The following is a 15564-nucleotide window of genomic DNA, read 5'->3' as shown; positions in this document are numbered from 1 at the left end:
CGCCCGACCGGAGAAATCACCCGATTCAGGTGAGCCGAGACCGACCCGCCGGTGTACAGGATCCACTCAACGTCTCAACCGTTGGGGGAAACATCGTGAGTTCCGGTCTCAGCAGTCTCCGCGCACACGCACCGATCACCGAGGGCAAGGGAGGGCACCGAGGGTTGCGGCCGGCCGCGATCGGCACCTCGCTCGCCCTGCTGCTCACGGGCGCGGGCATCTGGGCACTTCCGGCACAGGCGGCGGCCGGCGACAGTTCCGCGGCGACCGGGCACTACCTGAGCGGCTCGCTGCTCGGGCTCGATGCCGCCCTCGTCGCCTCGCTCGGCGGAGAGACGGCCGTCAGCGACGGCACAGCCGATCAGACGAACGCGAACAATCTCAACGTCGGCGTGCTCGGCGCGGTGACACTCACCGCTCCCGGCGGCATCCAGCTGCCGCTCGACCTCGGCAGCGCAGGAGTGGTCGGGCAGTACGCCTCCGCGCTGCAGAACGGGTCGTCGGTCGGCGCGTCCGGTCTCACCTCCGCCACCGGCGACATCGGAACGGGGATCACCCCCGCCCCGGGTGTCGCGCCGGGTCCACTGCACCTGAACCTCGCGCAAGCGGTCTCCTCGCTCGGTCTCCCGACCGCCACCCTGAACGAAGTGGCACAGCTCGACCTCAGTGTCGGCATCACAGCCGCGCGGGCGGCCCAGACCGCGCCGGGTGCAGCGACAGGCTCGTACTCGATCGCCGACGCCGGGGTCAGCTTCCAGAGCCCCACCCTCGCCGCACTGACCAGCGCCATCACCAGCCAGGTGGCGACCGTGCAGACGGCCGTCGACGGTCTCTCTGGGCCGGGCGGCACGCTCGCGACCTCCCTCGCCGGTCTCCCGCTCGCCGGTGTGCTCACCACCTCGGCCACCGTCGGCGCCGCGAACCTGCAGGCGTCCGTCGCGCCGCTCCTCACCGGCACGATCACCGACCCCGCTTATCCCGGTATCGCCATCGACCTCGGGACAGGGACGGTCACCGTCGATCTCGGCGCGATCACGGCCCTCGAAGGTCTCGCCCCCGACACGAACCTCCTCAGCGGCCCGGTCATCGCCGAGATCGGCAACCGCATCACCGGCGTCGTCGGGTCGCTCCTGACGCGCGTGCAGAACACCCTCACCACCGCCATCGACGGGCTCGGCGTGACCGCCGGCGTGAGTGTGCTCGGCGTGCCGGTCGTCACCGTGAACTCCACCGTCGGGGCGCTCCTCGGCGGCGACACCTCCGGGATCGCTCTCGCCGGCATCGGGCTCGGACTCCCGCTGGGAACGGTCCTGAGCGCGCTGACCGGTCCGCTGAGCGCGGTGGGTTCCCTCGTCACGGCGCTCGGCCCCGCGGTGATCGCGCCGGTCGCGAACACGCTCGTCCCCGCGCTCGACCCCGTGTTGAGCCAGGTGGTGACGCTGACCGCCAACAACCAGTCGACCACGGGTGGGGTGTTCACCGAGACCGCCCTGCGCGCGACCGTCCTGCCAGCGGCATCAGCTCTGGTGCTCGACGTCGCGAACGCGAGCGTCGGCCCCGACACGCTCGCCGCTCCGCCGACCGCGACCGGCATCACACCGGCGCAGGGGCCGCAGGCGGGAGGCACGACCGTGACGATCACCGGCACGGGCTTCACCGGCGCGACCGGCGTCACCTTCGACGGGATCGCCGGCGGCACGTTCACCGTCGTGAACGACACCACGATCACGGTGACCACCCCGGCGCACGCACCCGGGGCGGTGAACGTCGTGGTGCAGCATCCGCTGGGCGCGACGGCTCCGCTGACCTACACCTTCCTCGCCGCTCCGGCCATCACCGCGGTGGCCCCAGCCAGCGGCCCGCAGACGGGAGGGACGCCGGTCACCATCACGGGCTCCGGTTTCACCGGCGCGACGACCGTCACTTTCGGCGGCACCCCGGCCGCGGGCGTCACCGTGGTGAATGACGGCACGATCACCGCGACCACGCCGGCGCACGCCGTCGGCCCGGTCGGCGTGGTGGTGACTGCTCCCGGCGGCCAGTCCGTCCCCGGGGACTTCACGTTCCTGCCCGTCCCCGCGATCACCTCGATCGCCCCCGCCAGCGGACCGGCCACGGGAGGGACGGCCGTCACCATCACCGGTTCCGGTTTCACGGGCGCGACCGGCGTCACCTTCGGCGGGAACCCCGGTACCGCGTTCACTGTCGTGAACGACACCACCATCACCGCGACGACACCGCCCGGCGCGCCCGGGGCGGTCGACGTGGTCGTGCAGTCCCCGGTCGCGGACTCGGCCCCTGGCGCCTTCACCTACCTCGCCGTCCCGGCCATCACCTCGATCACGCCGAACAGCGGACCGCAGACCGGAGGCACCACCGTCACGATCACGGGATCCGGCTTCACCGGCTCGACGGGCGTCACGTTCGACGGCGTCCCGGCCACGGGGGTCACCGTCGTGAACGACACCACCATCACGGCCACGACGCCGCCCGGAGCGCCGGGCGCCGTGGACGTCGTGGTGCAGAACCCGGCGGCCGACTCCGCGCCTGGCACCTTCACCTATCTCCCGGTCCCGGCCATCACCGGCATCGCCCCCGCCCAGGGCCCGCAGACCGGCGGCACCGCCGTGACCATCACCGGCAGCGGATTCACGGGTGCCACCGGGGTCACGTTCGACGGCATCCCCGGGGTGGGGTTCACGGTGGTGAACGACACCACGATCACCGTCGCGACACCGGCTCACGCTCCTGGGGCGGTGAACGTCGTGGTGCAGCACCCGGTCGCGAACTCCGCGCCCGGCACCTTCACCTACCTCGCCGTCCCGGCCATCACCGGCATCACGCCGAACAGCGGACCGCAGACCGGAGGCACGGCGATCACCATCACGGGTGCCGGGTTCACCGGGGCCACCGGCGTGACGGTCGGCGGCGCGCCGGCGACCGGGGTCACCGTGGTGAACGACACCACGATCACGGCCACCACGCCTGCGGGGACCCCGGGCCCGGTGGACGTGGTCGTACTCTCCCCCGTCGCAGACTCCGCTCCCGGCACCTTCACCTACCTCGCCGTGCCGGCGATCACGAGCCTCACCCCGACGCACGGGCCGCAGACCGGAGGCACGACCGTCACCCTCACGGGTACCGGGTTCACGGGAGCCACCGGCGTGACCTTCGGAGGCGCTCCCGGCACCGCCTTCACCGTCGTGAACGACACCACGATCACCGTCACGACACCGGCCCATGCGCCGGGAGCGGTGGGAGTGATCGTGCAGCACCCGAACGGAGCGTCCTCCCCCGGGACGTTCACCTTCGACGTCGTCCCGGGCGCACCCGCGATCTCCGGACTCGCACCCGATCACGGACCGGCGCGCGGCGGCACGACCGTGACAATCTCGGGAAGCGGGTTCACGGGAACCACGGGCGTCACCGTCGACGGTCAGTCCGTCCCGTTCACGGTCGTCGGTGACGGTACCATCACGATCACGACACCGGCGCACGCCGCCGGCGCCGTCCCGATCGTGGCGACGACACCGGTCGGTTCGACGCCCCCCGCGACCTTCACCTACGACCCCGGGACGACCGTCGACGGGGTGACGCCGGGCTCCGGACCGAACGGCGGAGGCACCACCGTCACGGTGACGGGCGGCTGCTTCACCGGCGCGACCGCCGTGCTGTTCGGGACGACACCGGCGACCTCGTTCGCCGTGATCGACGACGCCACGCTCACGGCGGTCAGCCCGGCCGGCGCCGGCACGGTGGATGTCACCGTGGTGGGCACGGCGGCCTGCGGCACCGGGACGCTCTCCGGCGGGTTCCGCTACGTCGATCCCCCGGCGGGAGGCGGATCGACCGGCTCCGCAGCGACAGGCTCCGACCCGAGCGGCCTCGCCGACACCGGGTCCGACACCGGCGGCGCCATGCTGCTCGCCGGCCTCGGCCTGCTGCTCACTCTGGGCGGCGCCGTGATCGTCCTGCGTCGAACCCGGCGCGCTCAGTAGAAACGCGCCTGCCAGAAACGCACCAAGCAGAAGGAAGAGAGACCATGACCGACACCCCAGCGGTGCGCGCCTCCGGACGCCGCCGCAAAGTGAGGGCCGTGCTGGCCGCCGGGCTCGTGCTCGGCGCCGGCGCCGCCGTGACACTCGCCGCCTGGAACGACTCGGAGTTCGCGACCGGCACGTTCACCGCCGGGACGTTCAACCTGGTCGGCAGCACCGACGGGACCACCTTCACCGATCACGCCACCGCCGGCACGGCGGCGACTCTGCCCTTCACCGTGAACGCCGCATCCCTGTCACCGACCGACGTCGCAGCCGCGCCGTTCGCGGTGGAGCTCGCGGCGAACACGACGAACAACGCCACGGTGACCGTCACCAGTGCCGGCACCGCCGGCACCGTGACCAACCTGACCTACCAGCTGCTGCAGACGACCACCTTCGGCTGCACCGCGGCGACGACCGGCACCACGCTCGTCCCCGCGGGAACGGCGCTGAGCACGGTCCCGGCCTCGACGACGTTCTCTCTGGCGGCGGGCACGGGCGGCTCGGCAGGGGCGCCGGTCTACTTGTGCTTCAAGGTGACGGCGGGCCCGGGGCTCGCCCAGGGCCAGAGCGGCAGCGCGACCTGGCAGTTCCAGGCGGCGAGCCAGTAGCGCCGATGCCCCTCGAGCCGCCGCCGCGCAGCCGGAGTGTTCGGGCGCTCCGGCTGCGGGCGGTGCTGGCTGCGGGCGTCGTACTCGGATCGGGAGCCGGGATGACGCTCGCCAGCTGGACGGATGTCGAGTACGGCACCGCGTCGTTCACCGGCTCGGTGTTCGCCACCGAGTCGAGCGTCGGCGGCTCCCCCTACGCCGCCAACGCCACGGCCCCCGGCGCGAGCGCGACCATCTCCGGTGCGTTCGCCCCCGGAGTCTCCGCGTATCTGCCCGTGCTCATCCGCACGACGGCCGCGTCGGTCGCCGGCACGGTGACACTGAACGGGGCGACGCTCGGCGGCACGGACGCGGCCACGCTGGGCGGGGCGCTCGTGTACCGGGTCGTGCGCACGACGGGGACGTGCGCCGCGTCGGCGTTCTCCGGCACGCCGGCCTTCGTCGTCGGGTCAGCAGGTACGACGCGACCGCTCACCGCCGGTCAGGAGGCGGGAGTGGTCAACCCCTTGGCCGCCGCCACCGCCGGCGCGCCCGGCAGCCCCACCGGATTCTGCTTCGAGGTCACCCTCCCGACCGGCGCGGCGAACAGCCTCCAGGGCAGGTCGGCCTCCGCGACCTGGCAGTTCACGGCGGTGTCGGGATGACGACACGACTGGTCCCCAGAACTGCCGACGCGCTGCTGACGCTCGCGGCGGCCGCGGGCGCGCTGTGCATCGTGGGCGCGATCCTCGCCGTCGTCTTCCACGTCGGTCTGATCCTGTTCAGCACCGGCTCGATGAGCCCGACCATCCCTGCCGGCGCCGTCGCCCTCGTCCGGGCGATCCCCGCGTCGGAGGTGCGGCCGGGCGACGTCGTGACCGTCGACCGGCCTGGCGAGCTCCCGATCACCCATCGCGTCGTCAGCGCGATCCCGGCGGGCAACGGCATCACCGAACTCGTGCTGCGCGGAGATGCGAACGCGGCAGACGATCCGGCCCCCTACCGGGTGACCCAGGTGCGGATCGTCGTGGCGAGCGTGCCAGGAGGCGCGCAGGCGGTGGCGTTCGCGTCGAGCCCGGTCTTCCTCGGGGCCGCGACGCTGGGAGCGGCCGCCCTGGTGGGATGGGCGTTCTGGCCGAGGGAGGACCGCGCGCGGCGGGCGGCCCGCGGCCGGCACCGCACGCCCGGTTCCGGCGCGGCGGCCGTCGCCGTCATCCTGGCCGGGACCGGCATCGCGGTCTGCGCCCTGGTCGCCGGGCCGGCCCCGGGAGCGCACGCCGCGACCGTCGTCACCACCACGTCGAGCCGCTACCTCACGCTCACCTCCGTCGCCGATCCCGAGCGCTTCGCTGCGCTCCGTCCCGGCGCCCCGGTCCGATGGACGGTCGGAATCTCCGCGCACCCGCCGACCCCCGCGACGATCCGGCTCGGGTTGACCGCGACCGGCGCACTCACCCCGTCACTCATCGTCTCTGTCATCGCCTGCCCCGCGCCGTGGGCGGGCACCACCTGCCCCGGCGCGCCGGAGACACTGCTCCAAGCCACGCCGGCCGCGGCGCTCCCCGGCTCCGCTCCGCGCCCCATCGGCTCCATGCCCTCCACCGCTCAGCGCTGGCTGGCGGTGGACGTGGTCGTCGCCCCCGGCTCCACGTCGCGCGGTTCCGCAGAACTGGCGGTCTGGGCGTGGGGAGCCGGCGACTCCGTCAGCGCCTCCACCCGGCCGAACGAGCTGGCGGACACCGGGGCGGGCGTCCCCGAGCTTCCGCTCCTGCTCGCCGGCGGCGCCATAGCGGCGGGCACCACCGCGGCCGCGTTCGCCCGGTCCAGGAGGCGGCCGTCGTGAAGCGCCGCGTCGTCCTCCTCGTCGTCGGCCTCGCCGCCGGGCTACTCCTGCCGTCGGCGACGGCGTCTCTTCCGCGCGCGGACGCCGGATGGTCGCGCAGCAGCTTCACGACGGCGTTAGTCTCATCGGCGACCATCAACCCGGTGCCGACGCTCAGCTGCGGGTCGGCGAGCGGCCTCCTCTCCGGCGGCGTCCCGTTCACGTGGACGGCCCCGGCCTCCGGTGGGAGCGCGCTGACACCGCAGAGCTACACGCTCACCTGGACGGGGACGGCGGGGAGCGGCTCCGCGACCGTGTCGGGGACGAGCGGGAGCGTCACCGGCGCGACACTGTCGCTGCTCGGCACCTCGACGGTCACCGTGACGGCGAACGCCGCGGGCTGGACATCGCCGCCCTCCCTGCAGACCCGCACGATCACCACAGTGCTCGGCGTGGGCGGCGTCGTGCTGCTGTGGACGTGCGCCTGACCGCGGCGCGGGCGCCGGTAGTGTCGAGGCATGGCCCGACCCCGCAAGCAGGACGAGCGGCGCGCCGACCTCATCGAGGCGGCGCTGAGCGCCGTCGGCGAGCGCGGCCTCCGCTCGCTCTCGCTCGCCGATGTGGCGGCGAAGGCCGGGCTGACCCGCGGCGCGATCCTGTACTACTACGAGGACCTCGACCAACTGCTGGTGGAGGCCCACCGCGCCGGTCTGGAACGCTTCTGCGACCACCGCGACGCAGTCGTCGCCGGCATCGCCGAGCCGCAGCTGCAGCTCGCCGCCGCCATCCGGGAGGGCCTCCCGAGCGGGCCGGACGACGCGCTGATGCGCCTGCTCTACGAGTTCGACGTGCTGGCGGGCACCTCCACCCTCCACGACGAACTGGTCGAACGGATGTACCGGCGCCAGCTCGCGACCTACGCGGGCATCCTGGAGCGCGGCATCGCGGCGGGGGTGTTCGCTCCCGCGCTGCCCCTGGAGACCCTGGCGATGAACCTGGTCGCGCTCGAAGACGCCTACGGGCTGCACATCGTCGCGGGCAACTCGCTGATCACGGTCGCGAGCGCCGAGGCCGCGATGCGGGCCGCCGCCGACGGCCTCGGCGCCCCCACCACGCTCTGACGGGCGCCGCGCCCTCCCCTCCCCTCCCCTCCCCTCCGTCCACCGAGGGGCACGCAAGCGCCCCTAAAACCCGCGTGTAGGGGCGTTTGCGTGCCCCTCGATGAGCTTTCGGACGCGGTGGACGAGCACTGCCGGAGTGTGGAGGTCGTCCGCGGTGACGCGGACCATGCGCCAACCGAGATCCTCGACGCGCTCGCGGCGGCGGATGTCCTTCTGCCAGACCCGGCGGTCGACGCGGTGGATGTCGCCCTCGTACTCGAGCGCGACCCGTGCGTGCTCATAGGCGAGGTCGATACGTGCGACGAATCCTCCCGACGCATCCCGCAGCTCATGGTTGAGCAGCGGAACCGGCAGGCCGGCATCAGCCAGGAGCAGACGCAGCCGTGACTCTCCCGGCGACTCCGCTCCGTGGCGGATCGAGTGGATCGCCTCCCGCGCCCGGCCGATGCCTCGACGCCCCGGCGACGCAGCGATCGCGCGGGCCAACGCAATCCGATCGGTGAGCGGTGCATCGCCGCCGACGAAGAAGTCGCCCGCGACCACGAGCGCATCGCGCGGGAACAGCTGGGCCAGGTCGAGCCAGGTCTGTTCCGGCGTCGTGACCGGCAGACCGTGGACGGTGCGCGTCTCCCAGCGCGAGAGCTTGTGCCCGACGTGACCCCGGATGTCCGGCGCCCGGCCCGGCGCACGCACGCTCACGTGGATGCGGTCGTCCGTGCGCGGCAACGGGACGCCGTACAGGCTCGCGGCGGTCGCGTGGCTGAAGGCGAAGTCGACGCGACGGTGCAGCGCGTAGGCGCGGCACCGTGCGATCAGCCCGTCGGCCTCCCGGGTGAGCCGGGTGCCCCGGATCGGCGTCACGAGGTCGCCGCCGCGCAGACGCTTGCTGCCGACGCCGAGCGCGGTCGCCTCGGCAGTCGTGAACGAGGAGTCCCGGAGTCCGGCAGGAAGGGCGCTGCGCTGTCGTGGCATGCCCGCCACCCTCGCACAAGAGCCGCCCGCCCTCCCGAGTTATCCACAACCCCACCCGCCGAGGGGCACCCAAACGCCCCTAAAACACGGTTTTTGGGGCGTTTGGGTGCCCTTCGATGTCGCAGGAAGGGGGCGGCTAGGCGGGCGGGGCGGTGCTCGCCCGGCGGATGAGGCGCGTCGGGAGACGCACGTGGGTCGGGTCGGGGGTCTCGCCCGACATCAGCGCGACGACCATCTCGGCCGCGGCCGCGCCGAGGCGTCCCATCGGCTGCCGGATGGTGGTCAGCGGCGTCGAGTATCGCGAGGCCTCGGGGATGTCGTCGAAGCCGACCACGGAGAGGTCGCGCGGCACCTCCAGGCCCAGCTCGTGCGCCACCTCGATGACGACGATGGCCGACAGGTCGTTGGCGGCGAAGATCGCGCTGGGACGTTCCGGGGCGGCGAGGAGCCGGCGGGCGGCCTCCCTGGCGCTCTCCTGCTCGTAGTTGCCGACGCCGACGATCGCGGGGTCGTACGCGATCCCGGCCTCGCTGAGCGCGCGCCGGTAGCCGGCGTCGCGCGCCGCCGACGACCGCAGGTCGGGGCGGCCGGCGACGAAGCCGATGCGGCGGTGCCCCAGCCCGATCAGGAAGTCGGCAGCGCTGCGCGCCCCTCCGAAGCTGTCCGACTCCACGGTGGGCAGGTCGGCGCGGCCGGTGTGCGGGTCGACGGCGACGATCGGGACGTCGGCGTTCGCGTTGACGACCGTGGGGGTCACCATGATGACGCCGTCGATCAGTGTGCCGCTCAGCCGGCTGAGCGAGCGCCGCTCCCACCCCTCGGGGGAGAGCTGGCGCGAGCCGCTGTAGGCGAGGAGGTCGTAGCGGGAGTCGGCGAGCGCCGCCCCGACGCCCTTCAAGACCTCTGCGCTGAACGGTTCGAAGTCGGCGACCAGCACTCCGATCACGCCGGTCTGGCGTGACCGCATGCTGCTCGCGACCAGGCTGGACTCGTAGCCGAGCTCCTCCACGACCTGCAGCACGCGCTCGGCCGTGTGGGAGGCGACGCCGTAGCGGCCGTTGACCGCTTTCGACACGGTCGCGGCGGAAACGCCCGCCGCTTCCGCTACGTCGTTGATGGTTGGTCGTCGTCCCATGACCGTGCAGCATAGCAAGATGGAAAAGGATTTCGAAAAGGATTTCGAAAACGTTTGACACTCCCAGGTGGCCTTGCGACACTGACACGGTCCGGTCAGCCTCCCGGACCCCGACGAGACCGTGGATCGGCCCAGGCGAGAGGCTTCGCCCGACCGAAACCCCCCGCACGGACACGTCACCGGGCATCGACGATCACGTGGATGCCGCTCAACGAAGAGAACAGGTTGGAATCACATGAAAGCCAAGAAGCTCCTCATCGGAGCAGCTGTCCTGGCCGCCGGCTCGCTCGCGCTCACCGCCTGCAGCGGCACCTCCGACAGCTCCAGCAACGGCAAAGTCAGCATGACGCTCTGGCAGAACTCGACGACCGGCCCCGGTCAGCAGTACTGGAAGGACGCGATCGCGGCCTTCGAGAAGGCCAACCCGAACGTCACCATCAAGATGCAGTCGATCCAGAACGAGGACCTCGACGGCAAGCTCCAGACGGCGCTCAACTCGGGTGACGCCCCCGACATCTTCCTGCAGCGCGGCGGCGGCAAGATGGCAGCGATGGTGCAGGCGGGCCAGCTGATGGACCTCACCGACAAGGTATCCTCCGACACCAAGAAGGTCATCTCGTCCGGCTCGTTCAAGGCGGAGACCTATCAGGACAAGGTCTGGGCCATGCCGCTCGCGGTCCTTCCCGGCGGCCTCTTCTACAGCAAGGACCTCTTCAACGCGGCCGGGATCACCGAGGCTCCCAAGACCATCGACGACCTCAGCGCCGACGTCCAGAAGCTGAAGGGCACGGGCGTCGCCCCGATCGCCCTCGGCGCGAAGGACGCCTGGCCGGCCGCGCACTGGTTCTACTGGTTCGCCCTCCGCGAGTGCTCCGGCGCCACGATGCAGAAGACCGCCGACTCGAAGAGCTTCAGCGACCCCTGCTGGACGAAGGCCGCTCAGGACCTCCAGGACTTCGCCGCTCAGAAGCCGTTCAACGACGGCTTCCTGACCACCTCCGCCCAGCAGGGCGCCGGCTCCTCCGCCGGCCTGGTGGCCAACCACAAGGCCGCGATGGAGCTCATGGGAGCGTGGGACCCGGGCGTGATCGCCTCCCTGACCCCCGACCAGAAGCCCCTGCCCGACCTCGGCTTCTACCCGTTCCCTGAGCTGTCCGGCGGCAAGGGCGAGCCCGGCTCGATCATGGGTGGCGTCGACGGCTACTCGTGCTCGGTGAAGGCTCCGAAGGAGTGCGCCGACTTCCTCAACTTCATCGCCACCACGCCGCAGCAGATCAACTACTACAAGGCCTTCAACTCGCCGCCGGTCAACACCGACGCGCAGAAGGAGGTCACCGAGCCCTACCTGAAGGACGTCCTCGCCGCCTACAACAAGGCTCCGTACGTCTCGCAGTGGCTCGACACGGTGCTCGGCCAGAACATCGGCAACGCGCTGAACGTCGCCGTGGTCGACATGCTCGCCGGCAAGACCGACGCCAAGGGCATGATCCAGGCCGCGAACGACGCCGCGAAGAAGGGCTGAGAGGCCGCACTGTGAGCAACACCCGCGAGTCAACCTCGACCGAGCACCTGTCGACGGCGGATCTCGCGCAGCACGACGGGAGCGGCGCAGCCGCGTCGCTCCCGTCGCCGCAGCGCCGCCGCCGCGGCGCGGGCTGGGGCCTCCGCGCCGAGATCCTCCTCCTGGCCGGCCCCGCCGTCATCGTCTTCCTGGCGTTCGTCATCTTCCCCGTCGTGATGGCCGCGTACTACGGCTTCTTCCGCTGGGCCGGATACGGAACGCCCACCGACTTCGTCGGACTCCAGAACTACTTCGTCATCCTCACCGACCCGGCCTTCCAGGCGGCGCTCGGACACAACGCGTTCATCGTCGTGATGTCCATCGTCATCCAGGGGCCGATCGCCATCCTCCTGGCGCTCCTCCTCAACAGGAGGATGAAGGGCCAGTCGATCATCCGCGTGCTGATCTTCGTGCCCTACGTCATCTCGGAGGTCGTCGTCGGCACGGGCTGGAGCCTGATGCTCGCCACCAACGGCGCGCTCAACGGCTTCCTGCACAACGTCGGCCTCGGCGGGCTGGCGCACGACTGGCTGTCCGACCCGAACATCGCCATCTGGACCCTGATGGCCATCCTGACCTGGAAGTACGTCGGCTTCGCCGTCATCCTCTTCCTCGCCGGCCTGCAGGGCATCCCCGAGGAACTCTACGAGGCCGCCGCCCTCGACGGCGCGTCGTACTGGCAGATCCAGCGCAGGATCACCCTCCCGCTGCTCGCACCGACGCTGCGGATCTGGGCGTTCCTCTCGATCATCGGCGCGCTCCAGCTGTTCGACCTGGTCTACATCATCTGGGGTCAGTACGTGGCCTCCACCGCCGGCACTTCGACGATGGCGACCTACATGGTCGCCAACGGCCGCAACGCCGGCAACTACGGCTACGGCAACGCCGTCGCGGTCGTGATCTTCCTCATCTCCCTGGTCGTCGCGCTCATCTACCAGCGTTTCGTCCTCCGCCGCGACACCGCAGGCGCTGTGACCACCGCGAAGAACGCCGACCGCAAGCGCCGCCGCAACGCTGCCGCGAAAGAAAGGACGGCGTGATGACCACCCTCACCGCTCCCTCCACCCGTTCCTCGCGCGCAGCGCGCCGTGCCGAGCGGAAGAGCCTGCCCTGGGGCTCACCGCTGGTCTACTTCATCGCGCTGATCGTCATCGCCCTGATGATCGTGCCGATCGCGTACATCATCATCGGCGGCTTCCGCACCAACTCGCAGATCACCGTCGACCCCGCCGGCTTCCCGAACCCGTGGAACCCGGCGAACTACCTCGACGTGCTCACGGGCGGTGTGTTCTGGGGCCAGGTGCTCAACTCGACGATCACCGCGCTCGTGACCACGGTCGGCGCCGTCGCGCTCGGGCTGATGGCCAGCTATGTGCTCGCCCGGTACACCTTCCGGGGCAGCGGCTTCCTCTACGCGCTGTTCGCCGCCGGCCTGATGTTCCCGATCACGGTCGCCATCACGCCGCTCTACATCGTGGTGCGCAACCTCGGCCTGATGAACTCGCTCGCGGGCGTGATCATCCCGCAGATCGCGTTCGCGCTGCCGACGACCATCATCATCCTGGTGCCGTTCCTGCGCGCGATCCCCGATGAGATCCAGGAGGCCGCCTTCATCGACGGCTGCAGCCGCCTGGGCTTCTTCTTCCGCATGGTGCTGCGGCTGTCGCTCCCCGGCGTGATCACGGTCGGCATCCTGGCGTTCATCGCGAGCTGGAACAGCTACCTGCTCCCGCTCTTCATCCTGAACGACCAGGCCAGCTTCACCCTCCCGCTGGGCGTGCAGGCGTTCTCGTCGCAGTACGCGACGGACACCTCGAAGGTGCTCGCCTTCACGTCGCTCTCGATGATTCCCGCCCTGATCTTCTTCAGCCTGTTCGAGCGCCGCATCGTCGGCGGTCTGACCGGCGCGGTCAAGGGCTGAGCCGGCTCCGGCTCCACGCACAACCCCGTACGCAGGAAAGAAGCATGACTACTGACAACCTCCCCACCGTCTCCGAGCGCGTGCGCGCACTGCACGCCAGGATGACGCTCGACGAGAAGCTCGCGCAGATCGTCGGCTACTGGGTCGACAAGGGCGACGACAACGTCGCGCCGCTCGACGGCGAGATGACCACCGGCCAGAGCTACGAGGACGCGACCGCTCAGGGGATCGGGCACCTCACCCGCGTCTACGGCACCCGTCCCGTCGACCCCGTGGAGCGTGCCGGCTGGCTGTGGTCGGAGCAGCGGAGGCTGCGCGAGCAGACCAGGCTCGGCATCCCGGCGCTCGTGCACGAGGAGTGCCTGACCGGGCTGGCGGCGTGGAAGGCGGCGACGTTCCCGACGCCGCTCGCGTGGGGCGCCGCGTTCGACCCGGAGCTGGTGCAGGAGGTGGGCGCCGCGATCGGCGCTTCGATGCGCGAGCTCGGCATCCACCAGGGTCTCGCGCCGGTGCTCGACGTGATCCGCGACCCGCGCTGGGGCCGCGTTGACGAGTGCATCGCCGAGGATCCGTACGTCGTCGGGACGATCGGCACCGCGTACGTCCGCGGCCTGCAGTCGTCCGGGGTGCACGCGACGCTCAAGCACTTCGTCGGCTACTCGGCGTCGCAGGCGGGCCGCAACCACGCCCCGGTGCACGCCGGCACCCGGGAGGTGCGCGACGTGCTGCTGCCTCCGTTCGAGATGGCGATCCGCGACGGCGGCGTGCGCTCGGTGATGAACTCCTACGCCGAGATCGACGGCGTGCCGGTCGGCGCCAACGCCGAATACCTGACCGGTGTGCTGCGCGACGAGTGGGGCTTCGACGGGACGGTCGTGGCCGACTACTTCTCCGTCGCGTTCCTGCACACGATGCATCGCATCGCGGCCGATCGCGGCGAGGCGGCCGAGCTGGCCCTGTCGGCCGGGATCGACGTCGAGCTCCCCACCGGCGACGCCTACCTGGCCCCGCTGGCGGCGCGGATCCGCGAGGGTCTCACCGACGAGGCACTGGTCGACCGGGCCGTTCTGCGGCTGCTCGCCCAGAAGGAGGAGCTCGGCCTGCTCGACGAGACCTTCGACACGCCCCCCACGTTGGTCGAACTGGACTCCCCCGCACATCGGGAGCTGGCGCTGCGGCTGGCCGAGGAATCCCTCGTGCTGCTGACGAACGACGGCACGCTGCCGCTCGAGGGCGACCGCGCCGCCGCGCGGATCGCCGTCGTCGGGCCCAACGCCGACGCCGCCGAGGCGCTGATGGGCTGCTACTCGTTCGCCAACCATGTGCTCGCGCACCACCCGGAGGTGCCGCTCGGGTTCGAGCTGCCCTCGGTGCTGGAGGCGTTGCACGAGGAGTTCCCCGCCGCCGAGCTGGTGCACGCCCGCGGCTGCGATGTGGAGGGCGACGACCGCTCCGGCATCGTCACCGCGGTGAGCGCGGCGGCCGACGCCGACGTCGCCCTCGTCGTGGTGGGCGACCGCGCCGGCCTCTTCGGCCGCGGCACGGTCGGCGAGGGCAACGACGTCGAGAGCCTGGAGCTGCCCGGCGTGCAGCGCGAGCTGGTGGAGGCCGTCGTCCGCACCGGCACACCGACGGTCGTGATCGTGCTGTCGGGTCGCCCGTACGCGATCGACTGGGCCGTGGAGGGGCCGGACGCCCCCGCCGCCGTGCTCCAGGCGTTCTTCCCCGGCGAGGAGGGCGGCCGCGCGATCGCCGCCGTGCTCTCCGGACGCGTCGCACCCTCAGGTCACCTCCCGGTGTCGCTGCCGCGTTCGGCCGGGGCGCAGCCGTTCTCGTACCTGCACCCGCTGCTCGGCGGCCCGTCTGACGTCACGAGCGCCGACAGCACTCCGGTGCTCCCGTTCGGGCACGGACTGAGCTACACGACGTTCGAGCGCAGCGCGCTGGAGGCCGACACGACCGTCAGCGCCGGCGGCGTGTTCGAGGCGCGCGTGACCGTGCGCAACACCGGCGAGCGGGCAGGAACCGACCTGGTGCAGCTGTACGCACGCGACGTGTTCGCGAGCGTCACGCGTCCGGTCGCCCAGCTGCTCGGCTACGCGCGCGTGAGCCTGGAGCCCGGCGAGGAGGCGGTCGTCGCCCTCCGGGTGCCGACCGCGCGGCTGGCGTTCACCGGCCGCGACGGCGACCGCATCGTCGAGCCCGGCGACGTGGAGTTGTGGGTCGGCCCGTCGTGCGACGTGCGCGAGACGGCGACGTCGATCGAGATCACCGGCCCCGTGCACGCCGTCACGCCGGCCGACGGCCGCCTCGTCGCCGTGCAGGTCTCCGCCCCCGCCCCCGCACCCCTGGCCTGACCTCCCGCCCCTTCCGCCGCCCTTCCGCCCTTCCGCCCTTTCGCC

General features: G+C 71.7%; 12 protein-coding genes. 10 read left to right on the top strand and 2 right to left on the bottom strand.

Annotated elements, in window-relative coordinates; genetic code table 11:
* Positions 1 to 95 precede the first annotated feature (95 nt).
* Genes KNO15_RS21515 through KNO15_RS21490 form a run of 6 tightly spaced genes read left to right on the top strand, consistent with a single transcriptional unit; the run spans position 96 to position 7573 of the window.
* Positions 96 to 3998 (top strand): IPT/TIG domain-containing protein, encoded by a 3903-nt coding sequence (locus KNO15_RS21515; protein ID WP_241705999.1) that lies wholly within the window; start codon positions 96 to 98, stop codon positions 3996 to 3998.
* Between the two features lie 44 nt (positions 3999 to 4042).
* Positions 4043 to 4651, top strand: a complete 609-nt coding sequence (locus tag KNO15_RS21510) for a SipW-dependent-type signal peptide-containing protein (protein WP_241705998.1) — start codon at positions 4043 to 4045, stop codon at positions 4649 to 4651.
* A gap of 5 nt (positions 4652 to 4656) precedes the next feature.
* The gene (locus tag KNO15_RS21505) at positions 4657 to 5295 is read left to right on the top strand and encodes a hypothetical protein (RefSeq protein ID WP_241705997.1); all 639 of its coding nucleotides are present in this window, start codon (positions 4657 to 4659) and stop codon (positions 5293 to 5295) included.
* Positions 5292 to 6473 carry a hypothetical protein gene (locus KNO15_RS21500; RefSeq protein ID WP_241705996.1) on the top strand — a complete coding sequence of 394 codons (1182 nt, stop codon included), beginning with the start codon at positions 5292 to 5294 and terminating at the stop codon, positions 6471 to 6473. Before KNO15_RS21505 ends, KNO15_RS21500 begins: the two co-directional genes overlap by 4 nt.
* The gene (locus KNO15_RS21495; protein WP_241705995.1) at positions 6470 to 6940 is read left to right on the top strand and encodes a hypothetical protein; all 471 of its coding nucleotides are present in this window, start codon (positions 6470 to 6472) and stop codon (positions 6938 to 6940) included. The genes KNO15_RS21500 and KNO15_RS21495 overlap by 4 nt, the downstream gene beginning before the upstream one ends.
* A 30-nt stretch (positions 6941 to 6970) precedes the next feature.
* The gene (locus KNO15_RS21490) at positions 6971 to 7573 is read left to right on the top strand and encodes a TetR/AcrR family transcriptional regulator (protein ID WP_241705994.1); all 603 of its coding nucleotides are present in this window, start codon (positions 6971 to 6973) and stop codon (positions 7571 to 7573) included.
* 63 nt (positions 7574 to 7636) lie between these two features.
* Here the strand turns inward: KNO15_RS21490 and KNO15_RS21485 are convergent, their stop codons facing one another.
* Entirely contained in the window at positions 7637 to 8545 is a 909-nt protein-coding gene (locus tag KNO15_RS21485) for a hypothetical protein (RefSeq protein ID WP_241705993.1), read from the bottom strand.
* A 136-nt stretch (positions 8546 to 8681) separates the two neighbouring features.
* On the bottom strand, positions 8682 to 9680 hold the full coding sequence (locus tag KNO15_RS21480; RefSeq protein WP_241705992.1) for a LacI family DNA-binding transcriptional regulator: 999 nt from the start codon (positions 9678 to 9680) through the stop codon (positions 8682 to 8684).
* A 235-nt stretch (positions 9681 to 9915) separates the two neighbouring features.
* Between KNO15_RS21480 and KNO15_RS21475 the strand changes: the two genes are divergently transcribed.
* The 4 genes from KNO15_RS21475 to KNO15_RS21460 are packed head-to-tail and all read left to right on the top strand — an operon-like array spanning position 9916 to position 15519.
* Positions 9916 to 11202 carry an ABC transporter substrate-binding protein gene (locus KNO15_RS21475; protein WP_241705991.1) on the top strand — a complete coding sequence of 429 codons (1287 nt, stop codon included), beginning with the start codon at positions 9916 to 9918 and terminating at the stop codon, positions 11200 to 11202.
* 11 nt (positions 11203 to 11213) lie between these two features.
* Entirely contained in the window at positions 11214 to 12281 is a 1068-nt protein-coding gene (locus KNO15_RS21470; protein WP_374113194.1) for a carbohydrate ABC transporter permease, read from the top strand.
* Complete coding sequence (locus tag KNO15_RS21465; RefSeq protein WP_241705990.1) at positions 12281 to 13162, top strand: carbohydrate ABC transporter permease; 882 nt, start codon at positions 12281 to 12283, stop codon at positions 13160 to 13162. Before KNO15_RS21470 ends, KNO15_RS21465 begins: the two co-directional genes overlap by 1 nt.
* Positions 13163 to 13206: 44 nt before the next feature.
* Positions 13207 to 15519, top strand: coding sequence for a beta-glucosidase (locus tag KNO15_RS21460; protein ID WP_241705989.1), 2313 nt, complete (start codon positions 13207 to 13209; stop codon positions 15517 to 15519).
* Positions 15520 to 15564: the final 45 nt, after the last annotated feature.

The sequence above is a fragment of the Leifsonia shinshuensis genome (genome assembly GCF_022606355.1).
Classification (GTDB): Bacteria; Actinomycetota; Actinomycetes; order Actinomycetales; family Microbacteriaceae; genus Leifsonia; species Leifsonia shinshuensis_B.
The sequence above is the reverse complement of the archived record's forward strand: the minus strand, read 5'-3'. Positions and strand labels throughout refer to the sequence as shown.

Excerpts from the sequence above, each read along its gene's own strand:
- KNO15_RS21490 (WP_241705994.1), top strand. The coding sequence starts at position 6,971 with ATGGCCCGACCCCGCAAGCAGGACGAGCGGCGCGCCGACCTCATCGAG.
- KNO15_RS21485 (WP_241705993.1), bottom strand. The coding sequence starts at position 8,545 with ATGCCACGACAGCGCAGCGCCCTTCCTGCCGGACTCCGGGACTCCTCG.
- KNO15_RS21475 (WP_241705991.1), top strand. The coding sequence starts at position 9,916 with ATGAAAGCCAAGAAGCTCCTCATCGGAGCAGCTGTCCTGGCCGCCGGC.
- KNO15_RS21510 (WP_241705998.1), top strand. The coding sequence starts at position 4,043 with ATGACCGACACCCCAGCGGTGCGCGCCTCCGGACGCCGCCGCAAAGTG.
- KNO15_RS21480 (WP_241705992.1), bottom strand. The coding sequence starts at position 9,680 with ATGGGACGACGACCAACCATCAACGACGTAGCGGAAGCGGCGGGCGTT.
- KNO15_RS21505 (WP_241705997.1), top strand. The coding sequence starts at position 4,657 with ATGCCCCTCGAGCCGCCGCCGCGCAGCCGGAGTGTTCGGGCGCTCCGG.
- KNO15_RS21460 (WP_241705989.1), top strand. The coding sequence starts at position 13,207 with ATGACTACTGACAACCTCCCCACCGTCTCCGAGCGCGTGCGCGCACTG.
- KNO15_RS21500 (WP_241705996.1), top strand. The coding sequence starts at position 5,292 with ATGACGACACGACTGGTCCCCAGAACTGCCGACGCGCTGCTGACGCTC.
- KNO15_RS21465 (WP_241705990.1), top strand. The coding sequence starts at position 12,281 with ATGACCACCCTCACCGCTCCCTCCACCCGTTCCTCGCGCGCAGCGCGC.